Source organism: Streptomyces sp. 8P21H-1, from assembly GCF_013302945.1.
On the sequence record NZ_JABTYA010000243.1, the window covers coordinates 1,314 to 28,251 of the forward strand.

Annotated in this window: 31 protein-coding genes and 1 tRNA gene (1 of these 32 running past the window's edge); 16 read left to right on the forward strand and 16 right to left on the reverse strand. The window is 69.6% G+C overall.

Annotated features, from left to right (window positions below):
* Positions 1 to 2,225, reverse strand: the 5' portion of a protein-coding gene (locus tag HO151_RS04665) for a GNAT family N-acetyltransferase (RefSeq protein ID WP_173894842.1). It extends 760 nt beyond the left edge of the window; the window shows 2,225 of its 2,985 coding nt (coding positions 1-2,225); its start codon is at positions 2,223 to 2,225; its stop codon lies off the left edge, out of view.
* A 78-nt stretch (positions 2,226 to 2,303) separates the two neighbouring features.
* On the opposite strand from HO151_RS04665, the gene HO151_RS04670 reads away from it, so the two are divergent.
* The 3 genes from HO151_RS04670 (at position 2,304) to HO151_RS04680 (ending at position 4,696) form a co-directional block, all read left to right on the forward strand.
* Positions 2,304 to 3,140 (forward strand): siderophore-interacting protein, encoded by an 837-nt coding sequence (locus tag HO151_RS04670; protein ID WP_173894843.1) that lies wholly within the window; start codon positions 2,304 to 2,306, stop codon positions 3,138 to 3,140.
* A 298-nt stretch (positions 3,141 to 3,438) separates the two neighbouring features.
* On the forward strand, positions 3,439 to 3,735 hold the full coding sequence (locus HO151_RS04675) for a type II toxin-antitoxin system VapB family antitoxin (protein WP_003999914.1): 297 nt from the start codon (positions 3,439 to 3,441) through the stop codon (positions 3,733 to 3,735).
* 313 nt (positions 3,736 to 4,048) lie between these two features.
* Positions 4,049 to 4,696 (forward strand): LytR C-terminal domain-containing protein, encoded by a 648-nt coding sequence (locus tag HO151_RS04680; RefSeq protein ID WP_254594719.1) that lies wholly within the window; start codon positions 4,049 to 4,051, stop codon positions 4,694 to 4,696.
* 15 nt (positions 4,697 to 4,711) lie between these two features.
* Here HO151_RS04680 and upp read toward each other — a convergent pair whose 3' ends face one another.
* Positions 4,712 to 5,347, reverse strand: coding sequence for a uracil phosphoribosyltransferase (gene upp / locus HO151_RS04685; protein ID WP_173894844.1), 636 nt, complete (start codon positions 5,345 to 5,347; stop codon positions 4,712 to 4,714).
* Positions 5,348 to 5,534: 187 nt separating this feature from the next.
* On the opposite strand from upp, the gene HO151_RS04690 reads away from it, so the two are divergent.
* From HO151_RS04690 to HO151_RS07370, 5 genes are all read left to right on the forward strand, one after another.
* Complete coding sequence (locus HO151_RS04690) at positions 5,535 to 5,717, forward strand: hypothetical protein (protein ID WP_173894845.1); 183 nt, start codon at positions 5,535 to 5,537, stop codon at positions 5,715 to 5,717.
* Between the two features lie 367 nt (positions 5,718 to 6,084).
* Entirely contained in the window at positions 6,085 to 6,639 is a 555-nt protein-coding gene (locus tag HO151_RS04695; RefSeq protein ID WP_173894846.1) for a hypothetical protein, read from the forward strand.
* 179 nt (positions 6,640 to 6,818) lie between these two features.
* Complete coding sequence (tadA, locus tag HO151_RS04700) at positions 6,819 to 7,250, forward strand: tRNA adenosine(34) deaminase TadA (RefSeq protein ID WP_254594723.1); 432 nt, start codon at positions 6,819 to 6,821, stop codon at positions 7,248 to 7,250.
* A 145-nt stretch (positions 7,251 to 7,395) separates the two neighbouring features.
* Positions 7,396 to 7,480: transfer RNA gene (locus HO151_RS04705), tRNA-Ser, on the forward strand.
* A gap of 388 nt (positions 7,481 to 7,868) precedes the next feature.
* Positions 7,869 to 8,087, forward strand: coding sequence for a hypothetical protein (locus HO151_RS07370; protein ID WP_254594720.1), 219 nt, complete (start codon positions 7,869 to 7,871; stop codon positions 8,085 to 8,087).
* An 89-nt stretch (positions 8,088 to 8,176) separates the two neighbouring features.
* On the opposite strand, the gene HO151_RS04715 is transcribed toward HO151_RS07370, so the two are convergent.
* The 4 genes from HO151_RS04715 to HO151_RS04730 all read right to left on the reverse strand — a co-directional run bounded on the left by HO151_RS04715 (position 8,177) and on the right by HO151_RS04730 (position 12,516).
* Complete coding sequence (locus HO151_RS04715) at positions 8,177 to 9,415, reverse strand: site-specific integrase (protein WP_173894849.1); 1,239 nt, start codon at positions 9,413 to 9,415, stop codon at positions 8,177 to 8,179.
* 78 nt (positions 9,416 to 9,493) lie between these two features.
* Entirely contained in the window at positions 9,494 to 9,727 is a 234-nt protein-coding gene (locus HO151_RS04720) for an excisionase family DNA-binding protein (protein ID WP_173894850.1), read from the reverse strand.
* A gap of 456 nt (positions 9,728 to 10,183) precedes the next feature.
* Positions 10,184 to 11,659, reverse strand: a complete 1,476-nt coding sequence (locus tag HO151_RS04725; protein WP_173894851.1) for an ATP-binding protein — start codon at positions 11,657 to 11,659, stop codon at positions 10,184 to 10,186.
* Positions 11,656 to 12,516, reverse strand: a complete 861-nt coding sequence (locus HO151_RS04730) for a bifunctional DNA primase/polymerase (protein WP_173894852.1) — start codon at positions 12,514 to 12,516, stop codon at positions 11,656 to 11,658. Before HO151_RS04730 ends, HO151_RS04725 begins: the two co-directional genes overlap by 4 nt.
* Positions 12,517 to 12,655: 139 nt before the next feature.
* On the opposite strand from HO151_RS04730, the gene HO151_RS04735 reads away from it, so the two are divergent.
* Positions 12,656 to 13,675, forward strand: a complete 1,020-nt coding sequence (locus tag HO151_RS04735) for a hypothetical protein (protein ID WP_173894853.1) — start codon at positions 12,656 to 12,658, stop codon at positions 13,673 to 13,675.
* 7 nt (positions 13,676 to 13,682) lie between these two features.
* Here HO151_RS04735 and HO151_RS04740 read toward each other — a convergent pair whose 3' ends face one another.
* From HO151_RS04740 to HO151_RS04775, 8 genes are all read right to left on the reverse strand, one after another.
* Entirely contained in the window at positions 13,683 to 14,141 is a 459-nt protein-coding gene (locus tag HO151_RS04740; protein WP_173894854.1) for a hypothetical protein, read from the reverse strand.
* Between the two features lie 204 nt (positions 14,142 to 14,345).
* Positions 14,346 to 16,469 carry an ATP-binding protein gene (locus HO151_RS04745; protein WP_173894855.1) on the reverse strand — a complete coding sequence of 708 codons (2,124 nt, stop codon included), beginning with the start codon at positions 16,467 to 16,469 and terminating at the stop codon, positions 14,346 to 14,348.
* Positions 16,470 to 16,623: 154 nt separating this feature from the next.
* Positions 16,624 to 16,794, reverse strand: a complete 171-nt coding sequence (locus tag HO151_RS04750; protein WP_173894870.1) for a pRL2-8 — start codon at positions 16,792 to 16,794, stop codon at positions 16,624 to 16,626.
* A gap of 2 nt (positions 16,795 to 16,796) precedes the next feature.
* Entirely contained in the window at positions 16,797 to 17,114 is a 318-nt protein-coding gene (locus HO151_RS04755; RefSeq protein ID WP_173894856.1) for a hypothetical protein, read from the reverse strand.
* 53 nt (positions 17,115 to 17,167) lie between these two features.
* The gene (locus tag HO151_RS04760; RefSeq protein ID WP_368039422.1) at positions 17,168 to 17,992 is read right to left on the reverse strand and encodes a phosphoadenosine phosphosulfate reductase; all 825 of its coding nucleotides are present in this window, start codon (positions 17,990 to 17,992) and stop codon (positions 17,168 to 17,170) included.
* Complete coding sequence (locus HO151_RS04765; RefSeq protein ID WP_173894857.1) at positions 17,989 to 18,894, reverse strand: DUF2637 domain-containing protein; 906 nt, start codon at positions 18,892 to 18,894, stop codon at positions 17,989 to 17,991. Before HO151_RS04765 ends, HO151_RS04760 begins: the two co-directional genes overlap by 4 nt.
* Positions 18,891 to 19,337 (reverse strand): Pycsar system effector family protein, encoded by a 447-nt coding sequence (locus HO151_RS04770; protein ID WP_173894858.1) that lies wholly within the window; start codon positions 19,335 to 19,337, stop codon positions 18,891 to 18,893. Before HO151_RS04770 ends, HO151_RS04765 begins: the two co-directional genes overlap by 4 nt.
* Positions 19,334 to 19,603 (reverse strand): DUF6284 family protein, encoded by a 270-nt coding sequence (locus HO151_RS04775; protein ID WP_173894859.1) that lies wholly within the window; start codon positions 19,601 to 19,603, stop codon positions 19,334 to 19,336. The genes HO151_RS04770 and HO151_RS04775 overlap by 4 nt, the downstream gene beginning before the upstream one ends.
* A 577-nt stretch (positions 19,604 to 20,180) precedes the next feature.
* Between HO151_RS04775 and HO151_RS04780 the strand changes: the two genes are divergently transcribed.
* The 6 genes from HO151_RS04780 to HO151_RS04805 all read left to right on the forward strand — a co-directional run bounded on the left by HO151_RS04780 (position 20,181) and on the right by HO151_RS04805 (position 25,334).
* Entirely contained in the window at positions 20,181 to 21,026 is an 846-nt protein-coding gene (locus tag HO151_RS04780) for a sigma factor-like helix-turn-helix DNA-binding protein (protein ID WP_173894860.1), read from the forward strand.
* Between the two features lie 2 nt (positions 21,027 to 21,028).
* A complete protein-coding gene (locus HO151_RS04785; protein WP_173894861.1) occupies positions 21,029 to 21,838 on the forward strand; it encodes a protein phosphatase 2C domain-containing protein in 810 nt (269 codons plus the stop codon).
* 601 nt (positions 21,839 to 22,439) lie between these two features.
* Positions 22,440 to 22,619: a hypothetical protein gene (locus tag HO151_RS04790; RefSeq protein ID WP_173894862.1), complete on the forward strand. Its 180-nt coding sequence runs from the start codon at positions 22,440 to 22,442 to the stop codon at positions 22,617 to 22,619.
* Positions 22,620 to 22,762: 143 nt separating this feature from the next.
* Positions 22,763 to 23,056 carry a Dabb family protein gene (locus tag HO151_RS04795; protein ID WP_173894863.1) on the forward strand — a complete coding sequence of 98 codons (294 nt, stop codon included), beginning with the start codon at positions 22,763 to 22,765 and terminating at the stop codon, positions 23,054 to 23,056.
* Between the two features lie 267 nt (positions 23,057 to 23,323).
* Positions 23,324 to 24,190, forward strand: coding sequence for an RNA polymerase sigma factor SigF (locus HO151_RS04800; RefSeq protein ID WP_173894872.1), 867 nt, complete (start codon positions 23,324 to 23,326; stop codon positions 24,188 to 24,190).
* Positions 24,191 to 24,434: 244 nt separating this feature from the next.
* The gene (locus HO151_RS04805; RefSeq protein ID WP_173894864.1) at positions 24,435 to 25,334 is read left to right on the forward strand and encodes an RNA polymerase sigma factor SigF; all 900 of its coding nucleotides are present in this window, start codon (positions 24,435 to 24,437) and stop codon (positions 25,332 to 25,334) included.
* A gap of 68 nt (positions 25,335 to 25,402) precedes the next feature.
* Here the strand turns inward: HO151_RS04805 and HO151_RS04810 are convergent, their stop codons facing one another.
* On the reverse strand, positions 25,403 to 25,612 hold the full coding sequence (locus HO151_RS04810) for a hypothetical protein (protein WP_173894865.1): 210 nt from the start codon (positions 25,610 to 25,612) through the stop codon (positions 25,403 to 25,405).
* 408 nt (positions 25,613 to 26,020) lie between these two features.
* A complete protein-coding gene (locus HO151_RS04815) occupies positions 26,021 to 26,212 on the reverse strand; it encodes a hypothetical protein (protein WP_173894866.1) in 192 nt (63 codons plus the stop codon).
* A 217-nt stretch (positions 26,213 to 26,429) separates the two neighbouring features.
* Here HO151_RS04815 and HO151_RS04820 point away from each other — a divergent pair.
* The coding region (locus HO151_RS04820) for a MarR family winged helix-turn-helix transcriptional regulator (protein ID WP_173894867.1) at positions 26,430 to 26,938 on the forward strand (509 nt) is incomplete at its 3' end.

Genomic DNA, 26,938 nt, shown 5'->3' on the forward strand with positions numbered 1-26,938 from the left:
TTGCACTCGTCACGGTTGTCCTCGTCCTTCTTGCTGAGCTGGTTCCAGTCGGTGGTCACAGGGGCGAGTTCTCCCCTCAGCCACAGGGGCAGTTGGTCGCGGTGGTGCGGGGAGCCCGGTACGCCCGACGCGCCGAACGGCACCCCCCAGAGGCTGTCCTCACGCCGTGCCAGGTCCCACACGTAACGGGCGGCGGGACCCCGCGCGGCCCGGTCGGTGAGGCCCGGCACGGCCGAGGTGCACAGCACGCAGTCGTGGTCACCGGCGAGTGCGGGCTCCTCGTCGTCGTACGCCGGGTCCGGCACCGCCCGCCAGGGCGCGAGGCGGTGGGTGTCGCCCCAGGTGCCTGTCGGCGGGTCCCCGGCGACCTCCTCCAGGGCCGCCCTGACGACCTCGGCGCGGTCGATCCCGTAGAGGTCCCGCGCCCTGAGGAGGTTCTCCAGGGCGAAGGCGACACGGGGGACGAGGGCGAGCCAGGGCCGGAGCACCTCGGGGTACGACGGGGGCCGGGTCAGCGGGGCCAGGGCGGGGTGGCCCGCGAGACGGCGTACGACGGCGCCGCGGACCGCCGCGTAACCGGCCGCCTCCTCGCTGTCCGCGGCCATGTGGCGGTCCCAGCCCAGGAGGCGCCCGCGCAGGGCGGCGGCCGCGGGGGTGAGGCCGTCGAGGGCGGCGATCCGGTCCAGCAGCGGGGCAGCGGAGGCGAGGTGGGTGTCCATGTGGAGGACGGCCATGTCGGCGGCCCTCCAGTCCTTCCTCGGGCCGAGGAGGGCGCGCAGGCGGGCGGCCCGGTGCGGCGGCGCGAACTCGACACCGAGCGGGGTGGCGGGGCCCCGCTGGTTGGCCATGACCGCGATGCCGTCCTCGATCGCGCCCCGCGGCATGTCCGCGTACCGGTCCTGCCATTCGTGGCCGGGCTCCCAGGCCGCGACGACGCGGACGCCGTTCACCGGGTTCCGCGACGGCACCCGGCCCGCGACGCGGTGGAGCAGGCCGCCTTCGGTGTCGGCGGCCTGGACGACGTTGACGGGCTCGGCCCAGTCGTCGAAGGCACGGTCCACATCGGCGACGCTGCGCGCGCGCAGGAGGGGGAGGAGGGCGCTGAAGCCCAGGTCCCCGGAGACGCGGGGCGGGTAGCGGAGGCTGATGGGTCCGGCCGCGGTCTCACCGTCGCCGTCACCATCGCCGTCGCTGTCGTTGCCCTCGTTGCCCTCGTTGCCGTCACCATTCCCGTCGCCGTCGCCGTCGTTCTCGGCGCCGGTGATGATGATCGGGCCGCGAGCGGTCTCGATCACCTCGACCTCGACCTCGGCCTCGACCTCGGATCCGTCCCCGGACCCGGACCCGGCCGTGTCGCCGCCGGCCACCTCGATCGTCTCGACGTGACGGGAGGCGGGTTGCCACCTCCCGTCCGGGCCGAGGGCCTCGACGCGTTGGTCCGCACCGTCGCCGGACCGCCTGAGCCGCTCCCGGTACAGGTCCTGGTAGTCGGCCATCGCGTTGGTGATCGACCAGGCCACCGTGCCCGTGTGGCCGAAGTGCGCGATGCCGGGGACGCCCGGCACGGCCAGGCCCACGACGTCGAACTCCGGGCAGGCGAGCCGGATCTGCTGGTAGACGCCCGGGGCCTCGATGAAGCGGTGCGGGTCGCCCGCGAGGACCGGCCGTCCCGTCGCGGTGCGTTCGCCGGTGACCAGCCAACCGTTGCTGCCGGCCGTCCCGGTCCCGTCGGTGGCGAACAGTCCGACCGCGTCGGGACCGAGGTGGCGTACGACCTCCTCGCGCCACAACTTGGCGGGGAACCCGGCGAACAGGATGTGCGTGGCGAGCCAGACGCCCAGCGGCGTCCACGGTTCCCACCGGCCCGGGGCGAGGGAGACCGTCGCGAACTCGGGTGTCCTGCGGGCCCCTTCGGGCAGGCCCTGGTTGACCCCGTCGACGTACGCCCGGACCCAGGCGGCGGTCTCGGGGTCCTGTCTCTCCAGGGCCGTGAAACAGCGTCTCGCCGTGTCGTCGAGCCGGGCCTGTCTCGCGAACCGGTCCCAGGCGAGCGCGTCCGCGCCGAGGAACGAGGCCGAGGTGCCGCGGGCCCGGTGCCGCTCCACCTCGATCTGCCAGGCACGGTCGAGCGCCGTGGCCAGACCCTGCGCACGGGCCAGTTCGAGTACGTCGTCCGCGCGCAGGTGCGGTACGCCCCAGGCATCGCGGTAGATCTCGACAGTCACCCTGCGTCTCCCATTGGCTTTAGGTTAGGCTCACCTAAGTAAGGTGTGCCGGAATCGTACGCGAAGGGTGAAAACGCCATGGGGCAGGGGCACGGCTGGGAGGGAGCGGTCCTCAAACTGTTCCGCGGCAAGGACTTCACGTTCACGGTGCTGGGCGCGGAGGACGTGACCGAGCGCTACCGCCGGCTGCGCCTCGACGACGGCGGCATGCTCGCGGCGACCGGGGTGCACCCCACCATGTGGGTACGCCTGTGGTTCGACAACGCGGGCAAACCGCACCAGCGGGCGTACACGCTCGTGGACCCGGATCCGGCCACCGGGACCTTCGACCTGGAGTTCGCCCTGCACGAGGGGTGCGCGAGCGACTGGGCGCGGGCCGCGAAGCCGGGGGACACGATCGAGGCCACGGTCCAGGGCACGGGCTTCACGCACCCGGACCCGGCCCCGTCCCGGGTACTGGCCGTCGCCGACGCGGCGTCCCTCCCCGCGCTCAACTCCCTCCTGGACGCGCTGGGCCGGGTGCCCGCGACGATCTGGTTCGAGACGGCCGCGGGCGCCGATGACAGTGCCGACGGTGTCGGCGCGGCCGATTCCGCCGACGCCACGGGCACCACGGGCACCACGGGGCGTGCCGCGAGTACCGGGGCGGGCGCCGGTAAGGGCACGTACGGTCTGCCCTTCCGGGTGGACACGAACCTCCACGACCTCCGCACGGTGCCCCGCCTCGACGGGGGCGCCCATCTGGTGGCCCAGGTCCGGGCCGCCGTGCCGGAGCTGCTGGAGGAGACCGCCGACCCCTATGTCTGGATCGCCTGCGACACGGCGACGACGCGGTCGCTGGCGGCGTACTTCCGCAAAGAACTGGCCCTGCCGAAGCAGCGGGTGAACGCGCTGGGGTACTGGCGGACCGCCTGACCGCACCGGCCGGACGCAACGCCCGCGCACGCGTATGCGGTAGCAATTGCCGGGCCGCCGGCGAATCGGGGGAGCGCCGTCCGCGGCTCCGGAGGGCCGGCTCGACCGGCTCGACCGACAAGAGCATCACCATCTGCCACTTCGGACCCTTCCTCCAGCGTGCCCGGAGCCTGCCCGGCCGCGTTCCGGGTCCGATCCGGGACTATTACCGGTTTGCCCGAATTCACGACCCCATTTACCGCACCGCACTCCGCCGCCATGGCTGCGCCCGGAAGCTCTTGGCCGGTAGGCTTTCCGTGTGATCTTCAAGCGCATCGGAAACGGCCGGCCGTATCCCGACCACGGCCGGGAAAGCACCCGGCAGTGGGCGGATGTCGCGCCGCGCCCGGTCCGCCTCGATCAGTTGGTGACGACCAAGGGCCAGCTCGATCTGGAAACACTGCTCGCCGAGGACTCCACGTTCTACGGCGACCTCTTCGCGCATGTCGTGAAGTGGCAGGGCGACCTGTACCTGGAGGACGGCCTGCACCGCGCCGTCCGCGCAGCGCTGCAGCAGCGCCAGGTCCTGCACGCCCGCGTCCTCGAACTGGACTGAGTTCCCCCCCCGCTCGGTCCGTCCCGGATCCCGGGTCCCGGCGCCCGGGACCCGGGGCGCCGACGCATGCCCTGACTGAGGACCTCTTCGGCCCGCATTCGGTTCACATTCGTCCGTACGCGTCTCGTGCGCCGTGTCCCGTCGCGTCCCGTACGTGTCCCGTGGACGTCTCCTGCGTGTCTCGTACGGGTCTCGTACGGGCTAGCCCGTACGGAAGGCGATCCACGTTCGGGTTGACCCTTTCGGGTTGGACTGAACGCAGGTCAATGATCATCTAGTAGGCATCACGGCCTCGGCGCACTACGCTGCGCTCATGAGCATGCTCACTCCCCCTGGCATGGGCGGCCAGTACCGGATCACGGGGGACAAGTACCCGCGGATGCGCCGGAACCAAGGGCGCCGCCGCCTCGTGCTCGCGGTCGTCGCCTCCGTCGCCGCGCTCGGTCTGGTCGGCTGGGGGACCCTGCAGCTCATCGACGTCTTCACGGGCGGCGGCGACAAGGCATCGGCCGCGGCCGCGGCGGCCGCAGCGGGCTGCGGGAGGTCCCCCTCCCCTTCCGCGAGCCCGGTCAAGGCCGTGCCGAAGCCCGGCCAGATCACGGTGAACGTCCTCAACGCCACGTCCCGCACCGGCCTCGCCAAGGACACCGCGGACGCGCTGAAGAAGCGCGGCTTCAGGATCGGCGAGGTGGGCAACGCCTCGAAGGCGTACGACAAGAAGGTCGAGGGGCCCGGCGTGGTGCTCGGCGCGAAGGCCGCCGCCGACACCGCCCTGACCGTCCTCGCCACACAGGTCACCGGCGCCGAGAAGAAGACCGACAGCCGGGTGAAGCCGGCGGAGGTCGACCTGATCCTCGGCAAGGCGTTCAAGGCCCTGGCGCCGGAGAAGGCCGCCGACAGGGCCCTGACCGTCCTGTCCGACCCCGCACCGGCCCCCTCGCCGAGGAAGAAGAACTGCTAGCCCGGCGCCGGACGCCTACTCCGCCGCGCCGTACATGCGGTCTCCCGCGTCGCCCAGGCCCGGGACGATGTAGCCGTTCTCGTTCAGGCGCTCGTCGACCGACGCGGTCACGACCGTGACCGGGGCGCCCGCGAGGTCGCGCTCCATGACCTCGACGCCCTCGGGAGCGGCCAGGAGGACCACCGCCGTCACGTCGTCGGCACCGCGCTTGATCAGTTCCTGGATCGCCGCCACGAGGGTGCCACCGGTGGCGAGCATCGGGTCCAGTACGTACACCTGGCGCCCGGAGAGGTCCTCCGGCATGCGGGTCGCGTACGTGGACGCCTGCAGCGTCTCCTCGTCGCGGATCATGCCGAGGAAACCCACCTCGGCGGTCGGCAGGAGGCGCACCATGCCGTCGAGCATGCCGAGGCCGGCCCGCAGGATCGGTACGACGAGGGGCCGCGGGTAGGACAGCTTGACGCCCGTGGTGCCGGACACCGGGGTCTCGATGTCGACCTGCTCGGTGCGCACGTCCCGGGTGGCCTCGTAGGCGAGCAGGGTGACCAGCTCGTCGGCGAGCCGACGGAAGGTCGGGGAGTCGGTGCGGCGGTCGCGCAGCGTGGTGAGCTTATGGGCGACCAGAGGGTGGTCGACGACGTGGAGACGCATGCCGCAAGGGTATCCGGGTCGTCCCCGGGCGCCCCCGTCGCCGCTTCCGATCGCTCCCGGCCGCCTGCGGCCGTTCTCGCGGCTCCGCGGTTCGGTGGGAGTTCGCCGCTGCCACCGCGCAAACCACCGGTGGCATCAAACCGTCTGCCGGAGGGAAAGTGGGAATGACCGACTGGGGGTGTTGCCGATGCCGGACCCGGAGCAGTGGAACCGGGAAGACCTGGAGAGTGATGCCCAGCGCCGCAGGCGCCGGGCCCAGTTCCTCCGGGACCTCAAGGAGGCGCGGGAGCTGCGCGACAGGGTGCAGCCGCGGCGGGCCAAGACGGCCCGGCTCCGCCACGCCATGCGCATGCGGACATTCCGTTGGTAGCCGTACGGCAGCGGTTCGTGCCCCGGCGCCGTGCACGACCCGCCCCCGGCGCGCCCGTACGGCCCCCGCGGCGCGACCCGCCGGGCAGTCCTCGGACAGCCGCGTACGGAGCGGACGTTCCGGCGGCGTACGATCCCGCTGTCGGTGGGCGCCGGGCGCCCAGGTGAGGCCGTACGGCGGCGCGGTGCACGCGCCACGCGACCGGGCGTGAGAACGCGACCGGGACACAGCGAGCCGAAGACCTCTCCTGAACGCTCTGTTTCTGCCACGATTCCGAGTGGGCGGGGCTCGGAGCACGCAGTCCCCCGCCCGACCTCCGCCGGGAGGACCCCCAACCGGCACGCCTAGGACCAGTGGGAGAGTCACGGTGTACTTCGCCGCACTGCTCGCGCGCACCGAAGACGGGTGGGAAGCGAGCGACACAGAGCTCGACGATGTGGAGACCCTGTCGGATCTGAGCGACCTGGCCCGCGAAGCCTCGGTCGACGACGACACGGTCCTCGTCTACATCGAGCAGGAGGACGCGTGGTTCGGAGTCGTCCGCGTGGACGGTGAGGAGGACCCTCGTATCTACGTCTCGGACGCCGCGGCCGCCGCACGCAGTTCGTACGGCGAGATCCTGCTCACGGACGAACTGCTCGGAAGGGATCCCGGTGACGACGGCGTCGCCGATCTGGACTCCCTCGACCTCGACGGCACGGAGGACGGTGAGACCGGGGACGGGGCCGACGACGACGAGGACGACGACGTCGGCACCACCGCCAAGGGCCGGATCGTGCCGTCCGGGCCCATCGGAGACCGCGAGGTCCTCGCCGATCTCGGCGTGAGCGAGAAGGAGTTGCTGGCCCTGGACAGCACCGACGCGCTCAGCGAGATCGCCGATGTCCTCGGGGCGGCGGAGGTTCTGGAGGCCGTTCGCTGACCCCGTCGAACGCAGCGGAGGAACAGAACCCCGTACCCGGCCCCGCCGACGTCCCCGTCCTCGGTCCCGTCGGCACTCCCGTACCCGATCCCGTCGGCATGCCCTCTGTGTCCGGCCCCGTGTCCGGGCTCGCGTCCGGTCCCGTCGGTGACCCCGTGCGCGATCCCTGGCGGGCCGCGATGCGGCTCGCCCTGGACGAGGCCGTACTGGCGGGCCGGGGCGGTGACGTGCCCGTCGGCGCCGTCGTGCTGTCCCCGGACGGCACGACGGTGCTCGCCGCCGGGCACAACGAGCGTGAGGCCGCCGGTGACCCGACCGCCCACGCCGAGGTGCTGGCGATCCGCCGGGCCGCCGCCCGGACCGGGCAGTGGCGGCTCACCGGCTGCACGCTCGTCGTCACCCTCGAACCCTGCACGATGTGCGCCGGCGCGCTCGTGCAGTCCCGGGTGGACCGGGTCGTCTACGGCGCCCGCGACGAGAAGGCGGGCGCGGCCGGCTCCCTCTGGGACGTCGTACGCGACCGTCGGCTCAACCATCGTCCGGAGGTGATCGCCGGCGTGCTCGACGAGGAGTGCGCCCGGCTGCTCACCGACTTCTTCCGCGGCCGGTGAGACCCCCTCGCCACCCTCCTCACCACCCCGTCACCGGCCTTGCGCACCGCTCCCCGCCCAGCCAGCGTCCCGCCCCCGTCCCGCCCGGACCGACCGTCGCACACGGATTTCCGAGCACGGCCCATCGTGGGCTAGGATCTCTCTCGGTAGCGTGTCCGAGCGGCCGAAGGAGCTCGCCTCGAAAGCGAGTGTGGCGCAAGTCACCGAGGGTTCAAATCCCTCCGCTACCGCAGGTAGACGAAGGGCCCGATCCAGCGGATCGGGCCCTTCGCGTTTCTCCGTCTCAGTTTCCGTCTCAGTTGACCGGCTAGCTAGTGCTGGGCCGCGCCATCACCAGCACCTGAACATCAGCCTTCGACTGACTTGGACAGCACGAAACGCTCAAGGTGACCGTCATCCTGCGCAGCCGAGTCAAGCGGGCGGTATGCGCATTTTCATGCCAATTCTCCCCGACTGACCTGTGAGCGTAACTACAAAACGCCGATTCCGTTAGGTGCGCCAGCCTTCGACACAGGAGGATTTCGGTGACCCGAGGAGCCCGCCGGAGCAACTTCCTACGGCCGTTCCGGCGAGCCCCCATTCGGGTCGACAGTTCCCTTCACAGAACAGGACCCACAGATGGACCGTACACAGCCTGCCCGCGACGGAACGCCTCTTTCGAAGGCGATCCTCATCACGCTGGTTGCCCTCTTTGCCGTGGTTGTCGGCCTTTTGATGGGCATTTACGCCAGCCGTGTGGGCGACCTCACGTTCTACTCGGCCTCTGCCGCAGGGGGTGGAGCGTGGTTTGTGGCCTTCACTCTGGGGCTGATGATCCTGTCGTACCTGCGGGAGTAGGTTCATCAGCATGTTGATCCGGTGGCCGCCACGGAAGTGGCGGCCACCATCATGCTTGCCTCTTTCCGTCCCCATCGGGGGTCGAACATCTACAGTTCTGGGCCGGCCGCGCCCGGCTTCCAAATGAGTCCGTCAACCTGCCGCGCCACGTCTGTCCGGACCGTGTCGACCATGTGTTGGTACCGCGCAGCCATGGCCGTAGTGGACCATCCCATAATCCCCATCACGGCTCGCTCGGAGACTCCGAGGATCAGTAGAACCGTCGCGGCGGTGTGGCGAGCGTCGTGCAGTCGACCGTCCCGAACCTTGGCGTCGGAAAGCAGCTCCTTCCAGTCGTCGTAGTCGGTGCGGGGCGGGGTGCCGCGTCCATCCGGAGTAGCGAACAGCCAACCCTCATCCGCCCACTTCTCCCCCGCCGCCGCCCGTTCGGCATCCTGCTTCACCCGGTGAGCCCTCAACAGGTCTACGAGCTGCGCAGGCAGACCGACCGCCCGGCGTCCGGCCCGTGACTTCGTGTCCGCCGTCTCCGGATTCGTGCGCTGCCTCTGCGGGCAGTACCCGGCCTTACGACCGCAGGGGCTCCCGCATCCATGGGCGTAGCGCGGACGGCGACGGCTCCGACGCACCATCAGCACTCCGCGTTCGGCGTCCACGTCGGTCCACTTCAGCCCGAGGGCCTCACCTTGCCGGAGCCCGAGCGCCAGCGCCACGGCCCAGCGAGCCGAGTTACGGCGGTCGTCAGCGGCGCGCAGGAGCCGCTTTACCTCCTCAACCGTGTACGGCTCGATCTCCTCCTCGCTCACCCGGGGCGCCTTGGCGAGCTGCACGGGATTGCGTGCGAGGTGGCCGCGTCGTACCGCCTCGTTGAGGGCGGTACGGAAGGTGCGGTGAATCTGATGGATCGTCCCGGCCCTACGGCCAGCCGTCTGCATCCTCCCGTAGAAGCGCTCGATGTGCTCGGGACCGAGCTTGTCGAGACGATGAGCCCCGAGTGCGGGGATCAGATGCTTCCGCACGGCAACTCCGTATCCGACCATCGTGTTCTCGTTGACCGCGAGCGGTGCGATGGTGTCGACCCAATGCGTCAGCCACGCTTCCACGGTCCAGGCCCGGCCCGCCTTACGCATGGCTCCGCTGTCGCGCTGCTTCTCCAGCTCACGCACGGCGGCCGTCACTTCGGCACGGGTCTTACGTTCGACGTGCCGGCGGTCCGGCTTGCCGTCGTCGCGGATGCCGACGGTCACACGACCGTGCCACTTTCCGTCTTTGCTCTGGTAGATGGACGAACGGCCGTTGGGCTGACGGGTGCGCTTCTTGTCCTCCGCCACGGGCGGACTCCTTCGAGTTGGTGTGGAAACAGCCCGGGACGCCACCCCGTGGCGGGGTGGCGTCCCGGTGTGAGGCGATCAGGCAGCGCGCTGCTCAGCGCGGCGGCGTGCGAGGTAGGCGGCCGGAGCGTCGGCGGGGACGCGCCGGAGTCCGCCGACCATCAGAGATTCCAGTTCGCCGGCGCGGATGAGGGCGAAACAGGTGGTGCGGCCGACACGGAGGCAGCGGGCGGCCTCTTCGACGGTCAGGAAAACCGGGGCCGGGGCGCCGGTCTCAGCGAGCGGTGCGATGTCCACAGTGACGGTGCTCATGGCGGGTCCTCCGTGTGCGGGCGGGACGTGTTTCCGAGGGCGCGTCTGTCCGAGGTGCGGATTTCTGCGTCATTGCGTCACCAGCGTCATCCGGGCTTCTGACCTGCTGCTTTGGGTGACGTAGCGCTTCAGGGATGCGTCATTGGTGCGTCATGGGCTGCGTTATCCGTGACGTAGCCCATGACGCAAATGACGCAGGATGACGCAGGCGCGGCCGTCTGCGTCATGCCTGTATACGCAGGTCAGGTGCCGTTTCCTCGGCCGGATGACGCAGATGACGCAGCGTCGTCCCTCTTAGGACAAAGAAGGGGCCGTTTGTTGTGGTGCGGTGCGCCTCAGCGCGTGAAGAAGGGGCCGCTGCGCGGCGCGACCTTTGGGGCGGCGTTCCGCCGGACAAGCAAGAGGAGCACGCCGGGCCGCTGGTGCTCCTCTTGCTTGTCCGGGCGGCGGCGCGGGTCAGAACACCCGTGGCTGCTCGTGTGGAGGCGGGGTGGCCGGGCGGGTCATTTCGAGGTAGCGGCCCACGCTGGTGCGGCCCGAGTCGATGAGGACACCGCGAGCGGCAAGGGTGGGTTGGAGGCGCTTGAGCCGGTCGGAGAGGACTTTGCCGGTGGTCGGCCACCCCTTGGGCAGAGAGCGCAGTTCTTCGCCGCTGTAGAGGCGGCTCAGACAGTGCAGCCACTCCGTGGACGTCATCCGCTGCGCGCCACCCCGCTCGATGGTCTCAGCGTGCTGGAGAACGGTCTGCGCCAACAGGTCGCCCTCGATCACGTCGTCATTGAGGTCGTCCAGGCTGGCCCGGTAGGCGGGAAGCGCTCCAAGGCCGGTGGCTGCGTCGAACTGCGCGCACAGGTGTGCAAAGTCCGCCATCCGCAGGTCGGTAGGGGTCTCCGCCTCCACTGCGCGCACCTTGACCGTGAGATCCAGGAGCGAACCGAGCACGACGGGCAGGGCCTGCGCGTACTCCGCCCACAGCTCCGCCTCCGTGCGCCGCACCCGTGGGCGCTCCAACCGCAGCGGCAACAGCCGTTCCGCCAGGTCGGGCCGGATGACTCCGACATCGATGCCGGTCAGGAGCAGGGGGCGGCGGTATCCGACGCGAAAGACGTCCCCATCGGTAAACAGGGCCCGCTTGACGCTCTCAGCTCCGGTGACGATGCAGCACATCGCATCCGACAGGTCCGGCGTCATGTGGGAAAGGTTGTCCAGCGCGGTCACCCACCCCGCCGCCACCGCCGCGATCAGGTTCTCCTCATCCTTCGGCGCGCGGCGCAGGTCCCCGCTCATCCCCTCGATGATCCGCACGAGCATGCGCCCGCCGGTGGACTTACCCGCGCCCTGGGGCCCGGTGAGGAACGGGGCCGGGACCGGCACCGACGGACCCAGGCAGCCGATCAGCCACGCGATGGCCAGGCACTCGGTTTCCGCAGTGGCGAAGTTGCACAGCCTCATCAGCAGGTCGATGCCCTTGCCGTCGGTGTCCTTGACCGGCAGGGGCAGTTCCCCGGTGAGCTGGGTGCGCCGCCAGCACACCTCCCGCGGGTCCGGGACCACGATGTCCCACCCGGTGGGGTGGATGCGCACGGACTGTCCGTCATCGCGTCCCAGGTCCAGCCATGTCGCCCCGTCGAAGCCCGGGGCAACGCGGATGTGGACGGGCTGTACGTCCTCGATCAGGGCGAGTGCTTCGATCAAGTCCAACGCCTCCTTGAGCGCACTGCCGTTGAACACGCCGATCCCGTCCTTGAACAGGCCGACCATGAGTTCCTGCCGGTGACTTCCCGTGGTGCCCTGCGAGCGAATCGGGCGGGCCACGGGGTGGGCGTTCTTCTGCGCGTAGACGGTGCCGTCGGCGGTGCGAAAGTACCGAAAGTGCGTCTGCGCGTAGTCGGTGATGACCTTGCGGGCCGGGTCCTTCTCGTCCTCGCTCATGCCGTCAGCCCCAGCGCGGTGCGGGCGTTGGTCCACGCGTCGGTGCAGTGCCGGACGGTTTCGCCCTTGGCCTGCGCGGCGGTGAACAGCCGGTTGACGTGGGTGTCGGTCAGGCAGCCGCACCGCCCGTGCGTCGACAGCACCGCGAGGAACGCCCGGTAGACGGTGGCGTGCACCGCACTGGACGCATCGGTGATGCGCTGTACGGCTATGGCGATGCCACGATCCAGATAGGCGGGTGTGCGGTGCGGGCATGCCCCACTTTGCCCCGCAAAGGGCACTGTGAGGGTCTGTGGCGTCCTGCGGGCGGGTGCCGGTTCCTTTACTGCCAGCGCGCGGACAGCGGCCGGGAGAGGGGTTGTGGTGCCCCTGCCGGGTCCGAGCCAACGGGCGTAGGACATCAGCGACTTGATGTCCACGCCGGGCCGCACGGCGTTCACGGACTGCATGACGCCCTGGTAGATCCAGTGCTCGCCCCGCGTCGTGGCCACCGTGCGCGTGGCTGGCAGGGTGGCGCGGGCCCACGCGATGGCCTCCGCGTCGTCCAGGTCGACCACGGTCACTCCCGCCCCACCGGGGTGGTAGGCGAGAGCAGCGGCTGTACGCCACGAGGGTGCCCACTGGGGGGAGGTGAGGACGCTCGGGTCGGCGGTGGCGGCGGCCCACGCGTGGCAGGGGTACGGGCAGGCGCAGGGCCCGGGGGTCCGCATGTTCGGCCGCCCGCCGCACACGTTCTTGGCGCAGGTACGACAGTTGCCGAACGGACCCTTGCCCGCTCGCAACGGCAGCACGGGCACACCGTGCGCGGCGAGTGAGAGCGCTTCGGGCACTCGCCGGATGTCGGTCGGTTGCGTCATGCTGGGAGACCTCCACAGGTCAGTGGTTGGCAGGTGGATTAGGGCGACCCCGTTCCGCCAAGAACGCGGGGTCGCCCTTTTGCCTGGCCTCAGGGGAAATGAGGGGCAGGGTGCCAGTGGGGGTGGCTATGGTCGCGTCATGACGACGACCGTTGATCTTGTGCCGGGTGTGATCACGACACGTGATGCGATTGCGGCGACTTTCGGCTGTGGGACGTTCCAGGGCATCGAGCCGGCCGATGATGCGGGCAAGGTGTTCGTGTACTCCGACCCGTCCGCGGGCGAGGAGTATGGCTACACCTTCGATGGACGCGCAGAGGATGACGAGTTCGGGCCGCTGTACCTGTACACCGGCGCAGGCGCGAACGGCCCACAGAAGCCGTCCGGCCGTAACGGGTCCCTCCTATCCGCGGCCGAGAAAGGCCGGCAGATCCATCTGTTCGTCGCCAACGGCAAGGTGCCCGGTAGCGGGGCGATGTGGCAGCGCTACATCGGTCAGATGGTGGTGGACCCGGTGACGCCGTACGAGGTACGCCGCGCGCCGGGCAAGGATCGGATCATGCGGGATGTGCTGGTGTTCCGCTTCCGGGTGGCTGAGGGAACGACGCCGGCATGGACCGAAGCCGATCGACTGCCGGCGGCGCCCAAGTCGAGTGTGGAGATCACCAAGCCTGGCCCCGCCGCGGCGGTTGCCTCCCCGATCGCCCTGCCGGAGCAGACGGGGGCGAAGGTCAAAAAGACCGAGCAGCACGGCACAGCCGAGACAGTCGCGGACATTCCTGCCGGACAGCGCAAGGTCCTGCGGCGGGAGGGCGAGCTGGTTACGGCATTCGTGGCGCATCTGGCCGCGGCCGGCCATGAGTCCCACAGTTTTCAGATCACCATCAAGGGCGAGCCGGGAGCGTTGACGCCGGACCTGTACGACGCCACGGACCACGTCCTGTTCGAGGCGAAGGGGCAGACCACCCGGTCCAACGTGCGGATGGCGATCGGCCAGTTGGCCGACTACCGCCGATATGTCCCCAATCGGGAGGACCTGCGCGTCGCGGTGTTGCTGCCCAGTGAGCCCACCGCGGACGTGCAGGACCTCCTTGCCCAGGAAGGCGTGGCGTTGGTCTACCAGACCACCGACGGCTTCGCCGGTTGGCCACTCACTTAAAGCAGCCTCAACCGTGGAAGTGGTTGCGCTTGATCACGGCTTTGCAGATGTGGACCGTGGTTCCGCCGCTGTGGCCACTCGTGCCGAGGATCTGCACGGCGATCCAGCCGCCGAAGATCACAGCGGCAAGGGTGATCAGTTGGGTGATGAACGCGGTCAACGCGGCGATGAACGACGTGAGGAGCAGCAGTCCGCCGCACACGGCGAGGAACCCGACCCCGCCCAACGCGACGTTGACCGCCGCGCGGGACACGGCCGGTTTGGCCGCGAGGGGCTCCGGCTGCGCGGGGCTGATCGCGTAGCCGGTGACGACCCGTCCGTCGGGCAGGACGACGCTCGCCACGGACGGGACCGCGCCCGGCTGCACGGGTGCGAGCGGAGCGGCCGGCGCGGGGGTAATGGGGGTGGGGTAGTGGACGGTCACGGCCCGTTCGGCGGGCAGGTGACCGGGGTGTTCGGGGTACATGCGGAATCCCTTCCGGCAGTGGGTCAGGGAGGATGCGGCACCCCCTTGGGGGTGCGCTGTGAAGGGGGTTCCAGGGGTGTGACCTGGGGTGCCTCCCTGCCTCCCTGACAGATCATTTGTGCAGGTCAGATGGAGGGAGGCGGGTCAGGGAGGGGGTCAGGGAGTTCTCCCTGTCTCCCTGACCCGCCACCGGTCGTCTCCCTGTCACTCAGCGGCGGAAGCGGAACCGTCCGCGTCGCGGTTGGCGAGCGCTCGGGCGAGCCGGTCGCGGCTGATGACCATGACTCCGTCGGACTTGTACGGCTCGGCTCCGGTGCCGTCGAGGACGCGCTTGAGGTCGATGAACGACCAGCCGCCGTAGGCGTCCGCGTTCAACGTGCCGAGCCGGGACAGCACGTCCTTCGTGCGCACCCGCTCCGCCGTGCCAACCACGGACGCGATGTCCGCGAGCGGGTCCCGCTCCTCGCTGCGGTCGATGGCGTGCAGGGTGGTGACACCGTCGCGCAGGGCCTTGGCCCGCTCGATGATGGCCTTGGCCGCGTCGTCGTCGATGTAGTGCGTGCGCACCGTGAGGGACGCCTGACCGGCCGGGATGTCGATGCCGGACGACGCGACGACCAAGGTTCCCTGATCCAGACCCGGGCGCAGCAGGTTGGGCGCGGCTCCGCCGTCGACCGCCTTGTCCCCCAGCGCCATGCGCGCCTGCGACTCGGTGCCCAGCGCGAGGGAGGCGCGGGTGTGGGCACCCTCGCGGACCAGCTTGGGGAGGTTCTGATCGGTGGGGTCCTGCGTGCCCTGCCACATCAGGACGTTGACCGCACGTCCCTGGTTGTGGATCTTGCGGACGGCCATGAAGTATCGGGACGTGGCCTTACTGCCGCCGTAGGGGCGGTTCTCCTCGTCCTTGGCCGGGCACATGAACGCCATCTGCGCTTCGTCGACCAGCACGATCAGGGCGGGGAAGGTGGTGCCGGGCGGGGCCTGGATGCGGCGGTTCATCTCCTGAACCGCGCCTTCCACCATCTCCGTCACCTGGATGACGTGCTCATCCGTCGGCCCCTGGATCAGGACGCGGGCGCGGCCGTCGAACATGGCCCAGTCCCCGACACCCTTGAGGTCACCGAGCAGGAACTCAACCGAGCGATCCAGCGCGAGCCACAGGGCGAGCGAGCGCAGGGCAACGGTCTTGCCCTGGTTGGACAGGCCCGTGATGAGGAGGTGGCGCTGGTAGAGGCTCAGCGCTGCCGCATCCCCGCGCAGGTCCTGCCCCCACGGGGCGCGGCCCTTGGCGTAGTCGGCGGTCATCGTCTCGTCCGTGACCAGTGGGGAGGGGCCGATCGGCTCGTCCAGCGCGCCGGAGTCGGCCACCCACAGCCGCACCGTGCGCGCGGCGGTGGGGATGGTGATGAACACCTCGTGTTCGTGGCGGGTGAGGTTCTCGGCAAGCTTGCGGCGCCGGTTCTGCACCTCGTTGGTCGACACCCCGGAGGGAAGGGTGACATCGACTTCCACCCCGCATCCGGCAATCCGGATCGGGCCCAGCATGGACGCGCCGGCGTCGCCCATTTCCTTGATGGCGTTGCGCAGGGCGGGCACGCCCAGGTCGCGCAGGGCCTTGACCACGATCGAGGGGGTGATGGGCTCGCCCTCGCCGGATCGGACGTGGTCGGGCATCGACCATGCCGGGGCCGCCTGCTGCTTGCTACCGACCGCCCACAGCGTCAGCAGCGCCAGGAACGGGCCGATCGTGAGCGCCGGACCCCACACGATCTGCACGATCCGGATCACAGCGGCGATGAAGTCGATCGTCGCCGCGAGCGGGGTGATGACGTCGGCGATGTCGCCGTTGTTGATGGCCATCACGACGCCGAGGGCGACCAGCGCCCCGATGCTCATCCCCGCGCCGACCGCGACGCCCTTGGCGGCCTCCACGGGTGAGTGGAGGAGGTCCATGCGGCGGTGGTGACGGGCGGCCCGGAAGCGCTGCAACCGCTCCTCCCACTCCTCCGCCACTTCCAGGTTCCCGGCGGCCTCCGCCGCCCGGATCATCCGCTCGTAACGGGCCCCGGTCCTGCCGTCCCACGTGCGGCGGGCCACGATCCGGCCGCCGTTGAGCGTGTAGAGGCTGTGCCGGGCCACCGCTCGGGCGGCGGTCTTGGTCCTCTCGTGGGTGGCCACGGTCTTCACCGCGCGGCCCGAGCGCACCCACAACGGCACGACCGGCGCCGCCGGGGCGACAGCGTCCGGCACCACGGTCAGCACCGTCGGGGCGGTGTCGCCGGTGGGCGGGTCGGTGGGCTTGTGGAGGTGAACGACGTTCTCCGACATGCTGGAGGTGCTCCTGACTGCCCCCGCGGGGGCGGGAAGTGTGCGAGAAGCCGGGGTGTCCGTGTCCGTGGAAAGAGGCGGGCACCCCGGCGGATGAAGTGGTGCGGGCGCCGCGCGGTTCAGGCGGCGGAACGTGCGCGTGCAGGGGGAGCGCTCACCACCAGCTCGACCGCTTCTTGGGCACGAGGTAGGGGTGGCCGTTGCGCAGGTGATCGACGCATTGCGGGCAGTCCTGCCGGGGCCCCAGGTGGCGGTGTGCGCGGCGGTCGTGGGCGTGCTGCCAGCACTGCGGGCACTCACCGGGCGGGGTGTCCTTGCCGGGCATGGTCACCACCACCCGGACTTCTTCTTGGCGGCCTTGGCGCGGGCGGCCTCGGTGATCAGGCGCTGACGCTCGCCGTGCAGCGCGGTCAGCTCCGCGCTCAGGCGCATCTCCGCACCCGTGCCGGCCGACTCCATCCGCTGCTCCGCACCGCCGGTGCTGCGGCCCCTCGCGGCCCGGTAGGACCCGCCGACCAGGGCCCCAGCGATAGCGCGACGCTCGCGGCTGTTCAACGGCCACCACTCACCCCGCCGGACCGCTTCCAGCTTCTTGCCCGTCTTGTCGATCTCACGGTCCAAGCGACGGATTTCTGCCTTGCTCACAACGGTCCCTTCGATGGGTGGAAGAGGTTGCGTGCGTGGTGTGTTCGACCTGGTCAGGTCATGCACCAGCCGGAGTCACAGCCGGAGTCCCATTCGTCGAACGGCAACGTGTCCACGCCCTCCGGGATGGCCTTACGAAGCGGCCGGTTGAAGCGGGTCAGCCACACGTGGTCTTTGTCGAGTTCGTCACGGCGGCGGTTCAGCAGCTCTTCGAGCTGGCACGCGCGCTCGAACAGCTCCGGCTCGTCACGGCGCATGTCGTGCCAGGTCTCGGGCCGGTGGAAGGGGCAGAACCAGCACGAGGACTTCGGCGGCACCGGCAGCCCTGCGGAGCGGATGATGCGGGCGCAGTCGATCCGGCGGATCCCGCGCTCCAGCAAGGGGTACTCGATGACCTCGTGCGGCTCGCAGCGTCGCTTGTTGGCGCGGTGGATCTCATCAAGGCTGATGCCGATCCCGACCGTGGCCGGCGCGTCCTTCGTGGCGCCGCGACGTTTGAGTTCGTCCCCGACGACCTTGATTTTGAACTGTGCCGTGCACGACCGGGTGCCGGGGGCCCCGTTCGACATCCGCACCGGAATCTTCAGTGAACGTGATCCCTGGCGGGTGAGGTCCTGATACAGGGTGCGGACCTCACCGGAGCGCTTCATCACCCGGTCCAGGACGACCAGCTCGATGCCGTGCGCTTGGGCGTAGGGGATGGCGTACTGCTTGAGGTAGGCGAGGGTGCCGGGGTGCTCGGAGTCGTCCCCGACATTCGCCATGAGGAACGTGCGGTAGTCCAGGACGCCGGTGGCCGCCAGGACCAGAGCGGCGGTGGACTGCACGCCGCCGCCGAAGCTGAACGACTTCACCGTGTCGATCGTGGGCGTGCTCACGGCCTCGCCTCCATCGTGCGGGCCCGCTCGGCCAGCAGGGTGTCACGCAGCATCCGGGCGTTGGCCGGAGAGGTGTGGACCTCCCGGCGGATGCCCTCCGCCGTCACCTTCGCGTCCGGCCAACCGGCCGACACCTTGCGCGCCTCAGCCAGCAGCTCATCAGGAGTGCGCTTGGGCCGGGCAGTCCGTGCGGCTGCGGGAAGTCGACCGGTAGCCCGACGCGGGCGGGTCGACTGTGCGGCGACTGGGCGCGGTGCGATCGAGGCGACCGGCGCCGCAGCGGCGGCCGGGATCGGCTTGAGCGGCACTGCCGGTTTCAGGAATTCGACCGTGACCGGGTCGGGCATCCGCAGGGGCGCCGCAGTGATCGGCGCGGGGGCCGATTCTGCGAGGTGAGCCGTAGACCGAATCCTCTTGGTCTCGGTGGATTCCTCCGTATTGGTAACCAGGGTCGGGATCGGGGCGGGGCGGTGGTGCAGGACCTTGGCGACCAGGTCGGAGCCGAAGTAGATCGACCCGACCGGAAGCGAGGTGGCCAGCAGCACGAGCGCCCAGTTCGCCGGGTCCCAGTCGGCAAGGCGCGTCCAGTCGACCGCCCCGCCGTCCGCGTGCAGTCCTGGCATGAGCCCGTGGACGTAGTTGAGGACCAGGGAAGCAAGGGTGTAGGTGCCCAGTACCCGCAGCGCGAACCTGCGCGCGTCGTCGGTGAGCACGAGGGTGGCGATCAGGGCGAGTGCCATGAGGCCATCGACCACGAACGGGTAGAGCGTCGCGGCCGTGTCGTCCGCGCCGACCGCGCCCGCGATGTCGCGCAGCGCGTTCCATGACACCCGGAACGCCATGCCGACCACGGCGACCAGGGCCAGCACGAGGGCGGCCCGACCTGTGCGGTTGAGGTTCATGCCGCACCTCCCAGGGCGAGCAGCGCGGCCAGGATCAGCAGCGCCCCGCCGGCGCACGTGAGGTCGACCGCGCGGCGCAGGCCGGTGAACTTGGCCAGCGCGATACGCGACAGGTTGGCGACGTCCGCGCTCAGATCCTCTGACAGGGTCGCGGTGATCTGCTCCGGGGTGAGCGTGGCCCACAGGGGGAATCCGTGCCCGCCCCGCAGGTTCGGGCGCACCGACCGCAGCAGCAGACCCGCCGCCACGACCAGCAGCGCCATACCGGCACCGCCCGCGACGTAGGCGGGCGCGGTCAGGAGGACGTCCTTGGCGACCGTCCACGAACCGGCAAGCACCGCGCCGACGAACGCCAGCAGCAGCCCCGTCTTCGTGTCCGTCCGCGCGATCTCCGCCTTCACCTCCGCATGCGCGGCGGCAAGGTTCCGGTCGGTGGCACTCACGCCACACCGCCGGGCAGGCTCGTACCGGCCGCGCGGTTGACCAGCGCGACCCGGGCGGCCAATGCCCGGCGCCGGGCCCGGCGGATCCGCCGCTCGTCCAGCTCGCTCGGGGTGCGGTCCAGGGTAGTGATGTATGCGTCCAACAGGTCGACGTCCGCCAGGATGACGGGCATCTCCCGCTCGATCGCCTCCAGCTCCGCGGCGGTCGGCTCCATCCATGGAGCGAACGCGGTAACAGCGTCCTGAACAGTGACGATGTGGTTCATGGGTCGTGGTTCCTTCCAGAGAGGAACGGCCCGAACGCGGTCCCCGGGTTGCCCCCCGGGGACCGCTTGCCGTTGGAGTCGCTTCCGGCTCCCCGCACTCCCGTCCGTACGTCCTCACGCAGTGCGCGGAACGGACGGGCGGGAGAGGCAGCCGGCCGCAGCGTGACGCGCTGCGAGCCGTGGTAGACCGTGCTTGCCGTCCAGGCGCCGCCGACCGGTCTGTAACGGGCGACGCTCAGGGTCTTCGTCGGTGCATTGGAAGTCCTTTCGTCGAGGTCAACAGGGGTGAAGCACTGCAAAGGGGATCGCGTCCCCACTCTCCGGCCGTTGCTCGCGGTCGCCGGGCCACCTCGCCAGTACGGGCCGAAGCCCTGTTCCACCTGGCCTTTAGCGGGATTGCAGCGTCCCCGCCCTCAACGTTCTTGCAGGTCAAGCAGCGGCCAAGACAGATTCACCCCCCCTTGCCTAGGGGGGCTTGCCATGCCGCTTGATAGGTACGGTAGGCAAACCCAAGGCTGCATGCAACCCCCTCTCGCGGTAGAGTTAGATATCCCCCCTAGGCAACGATCGGAGAGTCGTGCGCTACGACATGGAGCAGGTTTCGGGGATCGCAGACCCTGTAGACCGCGCTAAAGCCGCAATCGACCTGATGGCGCGGTATCAGAGCCACGTGAACGAGCTGTCCCGCATCCGCCGGGAGGCGATCGAAGAGGCGCAGGCGGCGGGCATGACCCAAGCCGAGATTGCGAAGCGACTTGGAGTCAGCAGGGGGCGCGTGGGTCAGCTCGCGTCATCAGGGCCCCCGCCGGAGCGCGCGTTCTTCGGTACGGACCTCGTCACGGTCTCGCTCGGAGGCAAGTACGAAGCAGGGAAGACGCCCGACCAGAACCCCAGCGAGGTGGTTGCTCGGGAAGACCTCAGCAACTTCGAGCACCTTCGCAAGCTGCTGGGTGGCATGAAGCTGGACACGCAGTACGAGGTGATTCCGCCGACCGGAATCGTCAACCTGAACAGGGACAACCACGTCGTCGTCTGCGGCCCCCGCCTGTCCCCGATCGTGGCGCAGGTGCTCGAAGGGGACGACAACCTTCGGTTTGCCAAGGATCACGCGTGGCACCTGGTCGACCAGGTGGCAGGAAAAGAGTTCCGATCACCGCAGGATGAGGACGGGTCGGCCGGCGATGTCGGATACCTGGGACGTCTCCCCCGCCTGGACGGAAAGGGGACGTTCCTTTACATCGCCGGTGTCCACGCCATCGGAGCGAACGGAGTCGTTCACTTCCTGGAGAACAACCTGGCAGAGCTGTATAGAGAGGTCCGCACGCGCCGCTTCTCCACCCTTATTTCGTGCCGTTACGACCCGACAACGCTCGAAGTGCTGGAGAGTCGACGCGTCACTCCGCTGTACCGACACGAAGGCTGAGCATGCGCGTCGCGATCGACACCCGCCCCGGTGGAGCCGCACCCAACGAAGATTGGGTGGCCGGCACGCCAGCTCTCGCCGTTGTGCTGGACGGGCTCAGCACTGCGGGTCTGGATACGGGATGCCGTCACGGCGTTCCGTGGTACGTCGCGCACCTGGGCAGTCAGCTCATGGCCGCACTGGCTGATCCGGAGTGCTCACTGCCAACCGGCTTGGCCGATGCCCTCGAACGCGTTGCGGCCAAGCACCCCGAATGCGACTTGGGGAATCCAGGGACCCCGTCCGCGACGGTGGCTGTCCTCCGGCAGCGCGAGGGTTTTTTCGATCACCTCGTCTTGGCCGACTCCCCGATCGTGCTCGAAGGTCACCAAGGCTTCTCTGTGATCACGGACCTGCGCGTGAAGGAGATCCTTCCGGAGTTGAAGGCGGAAGTCGATCGGCACGAGACCCATACGGCAGAGCACAAAGAGGCTCTGCGCCGCCTGGTACTCGCGCAGCGGCAGACACGCAACACGGCTACCGGATATTGGGTCGCGGCTTCCGGACCCGAAGCCGCAGAACATGCACTGACCGGCAGCACTCCCGCTGAGGATCTGCGCGCCGCCGCGCTCTTCTCCGATGGTGCGGCATGCCTCGTGACGGATTATGAAATGGCGACCTGGCCCGAAGTCTTCAGAGTGCTCCGCGCCGGAGGGCCGCGAGAGCTGATCGACACGGTTCGTAAGGTAGAGGCCACAGATCCTCATGGGCGGCGATGGCCGCGCTACAAGTCCGGGGATGACGCGTCCGTCGCACTCTGCGAGTGGGGATAGCGCCTGGTCAGCGCTGACGCGCTCCGTCTCAGTTTCCGTCTCATTCATCTCCGTCCGGAGCCGTTCACAGCGGTTCACGCGACGGGCCGGAGTACGGGAATGAACGAGGTTGAACGCGTGCGGATCAAGCGCTGACCAGCACGAACAGACCTCGAAAGCGAGTGTGGCGCAAGTCACCGAGGGTTCAAATCCCTCCGCTACCGCGGTAGACGAAGGGCCTGGTCCGATGGACCGGGCCCTTCGCGCTGTTCCGTTCTCTGTCAGTCCCCCCGCGCCGACTGCGTGCGCCGACTGCGTGACAGGCCGCTCGGATGCCATGATCGGCGTGGACGGCGTGTGCGCGCCGCGACGGGCGCGATGACGCGGTGACGCAATGACGCGGTGACGCGATGAGTGGAGGGCGGGATCGGTGGTGCGGCGTGGACGTACACCCTCTTCCCCCTCACGGATGCGGCCCCGATGATCGTCGGCGATTACGTCTCGTCCCTCGCCTCCCGGCCTCCGGCACAGCTCCGACGGGCTTGAAAGATCATCGATCAACCGTCCGGGTTACACTCACCGCCGACAACAGGGGTCCCAGCAGGCGCAGGGGGAGGCCGCGATGGCGGTGAACGCGAAAAAGATCGCCGTCTACGTGCTCGTGGTCTTCGCGCTGTACGTGATCATCACCGACCCCGAGAAGGCGGCGGACTACGTCCAGATAGGCTTCGAAGGCATCTCGAACGCCGCTCAGTCCGTCGGTGACTTCATGACGTGGGTCGCCGACGGGGCCAAGGACTAGACAGGACGGCCAGGACGGCCTTCACCGTTCTCCGCGTGTCCGGCGTCGTTTTCCCGTACGTCCGCCGTCGTTTCCCACCTGTCAGCTCCGTCCGTCCCGTCCGCTCTGTCCGCCGCCGTGCCCGCGTTCGCCATGGAGTGCTCATGATCCGCCACCTGGTCCTCTTCAAGCTCAACGAAGGCGTCGGGCGGGAAGACCCCCGCGTCGTCGAGGGCGTCGCCGCCTTCCGCGCACTCGGCGGGCAGATCCCCGAGCTGCGGTCCTGGGAGTGCGAGTGGAACATCACGGACCGGCCCATCGCGTACGACTTCGCCATCAACTCGGCGGTCGAGGACACGGACGCGCTCAAGCGGTACCTGGAGCACCCCGCCCATCAGGCGGGCGTCGCCCTGTGGCGCGAGTTCGCCACCTGGGTGATCGCCGACTACGAGATCTGAACCGCGCCCGATCCCATCCGCACCCCGCGCACCCGACCGCACCCCACCTCACACGGACCCACCCCGCACGGACCCACGGCCCCCCGCCCGCACGGCGGGGGGCCGCCGCATGTCCGGGGCAACACGAAGCGACGGGGTGCTTGCACACAGTGCACATGTCTTGTGATGCTATGACCGCTTTTGACCGATGAGTTGACGCATGTGTCTGACGAACGTCGTTCGGACTTGTGTTTTCACGGGTTGACGAACCCAGAGGTGGAGTTGACCGTGCCGGCCAGTACCGCGCCTCAAGCACCTCCCCAGCAGAAGCCGCAGGTCCTCGAACGACTGGACGAACCGGGCGAGTCCCAGGAACCGGGGCCGCAGCGCCGCCGCGGAGCCGACACCCGGGCCCTCACGCAGGTCCTCTTCGGCGAGCTCAAGAACCTGGAGCCCGGCACCCCCGAGCACGGCCGGGTGCGGGCCGCGCTGATCGAGGCGAACCTTCCGCTGGTGCGGTACGCCGCCGCCCGCTTCCGCTCCCGCAACGAGCCCATGGAGGACGTCGTCCAGGTCGGCACCATCGGGCTGATCAACGCCATCGACCGCTTCGATCCCGAGCGGGGCGTACAGTTCCCGACCTTCGCCATGCCCACCGTGGTCGGCGAGATCAAGCGCTACTTCCGCGACAACGTCCGCACGGTCCACGTACCCCGCCGGCTGCACGAGCTGTGGGTGCAGGTGAACAGCGCCACCGAGGACCTCACGACGGCCTTCGGGCGCACTCCCACGACCGGCGAGGTCGCCGAACGGCTGCACATCACCGAGGACGAGGTCCTGGCCTGCATCGAGGCCGGACGCTCGTACCACGCGACCTCCCTGGAGGCCGCCCAGGAGGGCGACGGACTGCCGGGCCTCCTCGACCGGCTCGGCTACGAGGACCCCGCGCTGGACGGCGTGGAGCACCGGGACCTCGTACGGCACCTCCTCGTCCAGCTCCCCGAGCGGGAGCAGCGCATCCTCCTGCTGCGCTACTACAGCAACCTGACGCAGTCCCAGATCAGTGCGGAGCTGGGCGTCTCGCAGATGCACGTGTCGAGGCTGCTCGCCCGCAGTTTCGCCAGGCTGCGATCCGCAAACAGGATCGAGGCATAGCCCCGGGGAGCGAATCGCTCCCAAGAACCTTTCCCGACGTTTCTGCGGTGAAAAACCGTCAGACCCCCTTTTTCCAGGGCCAATTCGCCCTTGTTGTGTCGACATGTCACTACAGCGTGTTGCCGACATGTGACATTCTTCCGCTGACGCGTTTGCCGCAGCCCCGCCGCCGGTATTGAGGTGGAGGCTGCGTTCCTTCGACGGGAGCGTCCGCCGCGACCGTCCGCGACCCAAAGGGGGTGGCATGTCCGCAGACCAGGGCAGCTCGAAGGTGCTCACGCTCGACAAGAGCGAATCAGCACCCGACGTGCTTCACAGTGTCGTTGTCGAGGTTCCGGCCGTCCCGGCCGCGGAAGCCCCGGCCTTCCCCCCGACCCCGGAAGCGATCGACACCCGCACCCTGTCCCGCTCCCTGTTCCTGCGGCTCGCCGCACTCGACGAGAACAGCCCCGAGCGCGCCTACGTACGGGACACGCTCATCGAGCTCAACCTCCCGCTGGTGCGTTACGCCGCCGCCCGTTTCCGGTCGCGCAACGAACCGATGGAGGACATCGTCCAGGTCGGCACGATCGGCCTGATCAAGGCGATCGACCGCTTCGACTGCGAACGGGGCGTGGAGTTCCCGACGTTCGCGATGCCGACGGTCGTGGGTGAGATCAAGCGGTTCTTCCGGGACACGTCCTGGTCGGTGCGGGTGCCGCGCCGGCTCCAGGAGCTGCGGCTCGCGCTGACCAAGGCCAGCGACGAGCTCTCGCAGAAGCTGGACCGCTCCCCGACCGTCGCCGAACTCGCCACCGTGCTCGGGGTGTCGCAGGAGGACGTGGTCGACGGCCTGGCCGTGGGCAACGCCTACACGGCGTCGTCCCTCGACTCGCCCGCCCCCGAGGACGACGGCGGCGAGGGCTCGCTCGCGGACCGTCTCGGCTACGAGGACACGGCGCTGGAGGGCGTCGAGTACCGCGAGTCCCTCAAGCCCCTGCTCGCCAAACTCCCGCCCCGCGAGCGGCGGATCATCATGCTGCGCTTCTTCGCCAACATGACGCAGTCGCAGATCGGCGAGGAGGTAGGCATCTCGCAGATGCACGTCTCCCGGCTGCTCACGCGGACGCTGTCCCAGTTGCGGGAAGGCCTCATCTCCGACTGACCCTGTGTCGTCCTGACAGGGCTGCGAATTGACGGCTCGTCAACAGCACCGGCCACCGATGTGACGCGTCAGTGATGTGACGCGATGCGGCGGCAGGTGGGGCCGTAGGGCCGCAGTCGACACGTGGCCGCCGAGGGACCTTCACGGGTGCCTCGGCGGCTGTCGGCTGCGATGGCGGGGATACCCGCGTCCGCGATACCGATGTCCGCGAAGACGACGGAGCCGGCGACAGCGAAGACGGCGGAGTCGACGAGGGCCACGGCGACGGCGAGGGCCACGGCGACAAGGTGCGTCGTCGCACGAGGCTCCCAGTGTCCGCTTCAGTCGCCTCAACCGCCTCAGCCACCCCGGTCGCTCCATCTGCGTCGTCCGCAGGAGCCGTGATGCCCGCGTGAGACGGGGAGTTGGCGCCGCCGAAAGATGCGGTGGCACACAAGAGCGTTTCGGCGCGCGGGAGTTCGCGCTCCTGGCCCGGTGGCGCACTCGGCGTCGACCGGATGATCGCCGAGCCGGCCGAACGGAAGGACAGACAGAGGACGGCAGCCCGCAGCGGTCCTACCTGTCCTACCGGTTCCACCGGTCGCTGCGGGCAGCCGGAAGAAGAGCCGGACGGCACGCCTCGGCGCGACGGGGTCCCTCGTACGGGCGCGGCCGAGGACAGGGAGGGCGCCGGTGGCGCCCTCCGCCTACTTGAGCGCGAGCCAGGCGACCGCGGCGACGACCGCGACGGCCACGATCACACCGACGATCAGGCCCACGCGCGGGCCGCGGGAAGCCGCCTGCTGGCGACGGCTCTGCGGGTCGTCGACGAACGCTCGGAACATCTGGGTGCTACCCGCGGGGTCGTAGTTGCCCTCGGGGCCCTGGGTGTTTGCCATGCGCGTGACCCTATCGGGTGTGTTCGGCGGCCCCAAGTTTCGGGGCCGTCTTCTGGTGGTGCACACCCTTCTCTTCTCTCCAACCCTCGCCACCAGCCGGTTTACGTTTGCCAATACTTGCCTTTGCCAAGGTTTTATCCCCTTGGGCCCCATTTCGTTTGCCTGCAGCAACCAACCGTTTTTATAGTTGCCTGAAGCAACAAGCGAGGGAGGTGCGATGGCCACTCGACGGCAGTACCAGGAGCTGGCCCAGCAGCTCAGCGCCATCAGCGTCGTGAAGCGGGGCCTGGGCCGGGTCCTCCCGTCCGAGTGCCCGGCCGGGTCGGCCGCCGTGCTCGGGCTGCTCGACCGGCACGGCGAGATGCGGATGAGCCGGCTCGCGGAGCTGATGGCCATCGACATGTCGGTGACCAGCCGGCACGTGGCGCACGTCGCCGAGCGCGGCTGGATCGACCGGTCCGCCGACCCGGCCGACAAGCGCTCCCGCATCCTGCGGCTCACCCCCGCCGGGCAGGACATGCTCGCCGACCTCTCCGAGCGCTACATGAACGCGCTCGCCCACTACCTGGCTGACTGGCCCGACGACGAGGTCGACCGGCTCAACACCCTGCTCGGACGACTGCGCGCCAGCTTCGGCGACTGCCGGGCCGCGCCGACCGTGCCGCCCGCACCGGTCGAGCCGGCCCCGTCGGTCGCGCAGGTCCCGCCGGTCGCGCCGGTCGAGCC

Coding starts and splice junctions, on each gene's coding strand:
- HO151_RS04670 (WP_173894843.1), top strand. CDS start 2,304: ATGGGGCAGGGGCACGGCTGGGAGGGAGCGGTCCTCAAACTGTTCCGC.
- HO151_RS04680 (WP_254594719.1), top strand. CDS start 4,049: ATGAGCATGCTCACTCCCCCTGGCATGGGCGGCCAGTACCGGATCACG.
- upp (WP_173894844.1), bottom strand. CDS start 5,347: ATGCGTCTCCACGTCGTCGACCACCCTCTGGTCGCCCATAAGCTCACC.
- HO151_RS04690 (WP_173894845.1), top strand. CDS start 5,535: ATGCCGGACCCGGAGCAGTGGAACCGGGAAGACCTGGAGAGTGATGCC.
- tadA (WP_254594723.1), top strand. CDS start 6,819: ATGCGGCTCGCCCTGGACGAGGCCGTACTGGCGGGCCGGGGCGGTGAC.
- HO151_RS07370 (WP_254594720.1), top strand. CDS start 7,869: ATGGACCGTACACAGCCTGCCCGCGACGGAACGCCTCTTTCGAAGGCG.
- HO151_RS04720 (WP_173894850.1), bottom strand. CDS start 9,727: ATGAGCACCGTCACTGTGGACATCGCACCGCTCGCTGAGACCGGCGCC.
- HO151_RS04725 (WP_173894851.1), bottom strand. CDS start 11,659: ATGAGCGAGGACGAGAAGGACCCGGCCCGCAAGGTCATCACCGACTAC.
- HO151_RS04730 (WP_173894852.1), bottom strand. CDS start 12,516: ATGACGCAACCGACCGACATCCGGCGAGTGCCCGAAGCGCTCTCACTC.
- HO151_RS04735 (WP_173894853.1), top strand. CDS start 12,656: ATGACGACGACCGTTGATCTTGTGCCGGGTGTGATCACGACACGTGAT.
- HO151_RS04740 (WP_173894854.1), bottom strand. CDS start 14,141: ATGTACCCCGAACACCCCGGTCACCTGCCCGCCGAACGGGCCGTGACC.
- HO151_RS04745 (WP_173894855.1), bottom strand. CDS start 16,469: ATGTCGGAGAACGTCGTTCACCTCCACAAGCCCACCGACCCGCCCACC.
- HO151_RS04750 (WP_173894870.1), bottom strand. CDS start 16,794: ATGCCCGGCAAGGACACCCCGCCCGGTGAGTGCCCGCAGTGCTGGCAG.
- HO151_RS04765 (WP_173894857.1), bottom strand. CDS start 18,894: ATGAACCTCAACCGCACAGGTCGGGCCGCCCTCGTGCTGGCCCTGGTC.
- HO151_RS04775 (WP_173894859.1), bottom strand. CDS start 19,603: ATGAACCACATCGTCACTGTTCAGGACGCTGTTACCGCGTTCGCTCCA.
- HO151_RS04785 (WP_173894861.1), top strand. CDS start 21,029: ATGCGCGTCGCGATCGACACCCGCCCCGGTGGAGCCGCACCCAACGAA.
- HO151_RS04790 (WP_173894862.1), top strand. CDS start 22,440: ATGGCGGTGAACGCGAAAAAGATCGCCGTCTACGTGCTCGTGGTCTTC.
- HO151_RS04795 (WP_173894863.1), top strand. CDS start 22,763: ATGATCCGCCACCTGGTCCTCTTCAAGCTCAACGAAGGCGTCGGGCGG.
- HO151_RS04805 (WP_173894864.1), top strand. CDS start 24,435: ATGTCCGCAGACCAGGGCAGCTCGAAGGTGCTCACGCTCGACAAGAGC.
- HO151_RS04815 (WP_173894866.1), bottom strand. CDS start 26,212: ATGGCAAACACCCAGGGCCCCGAGGGCAACTACGACCCCGCGGGTAGC.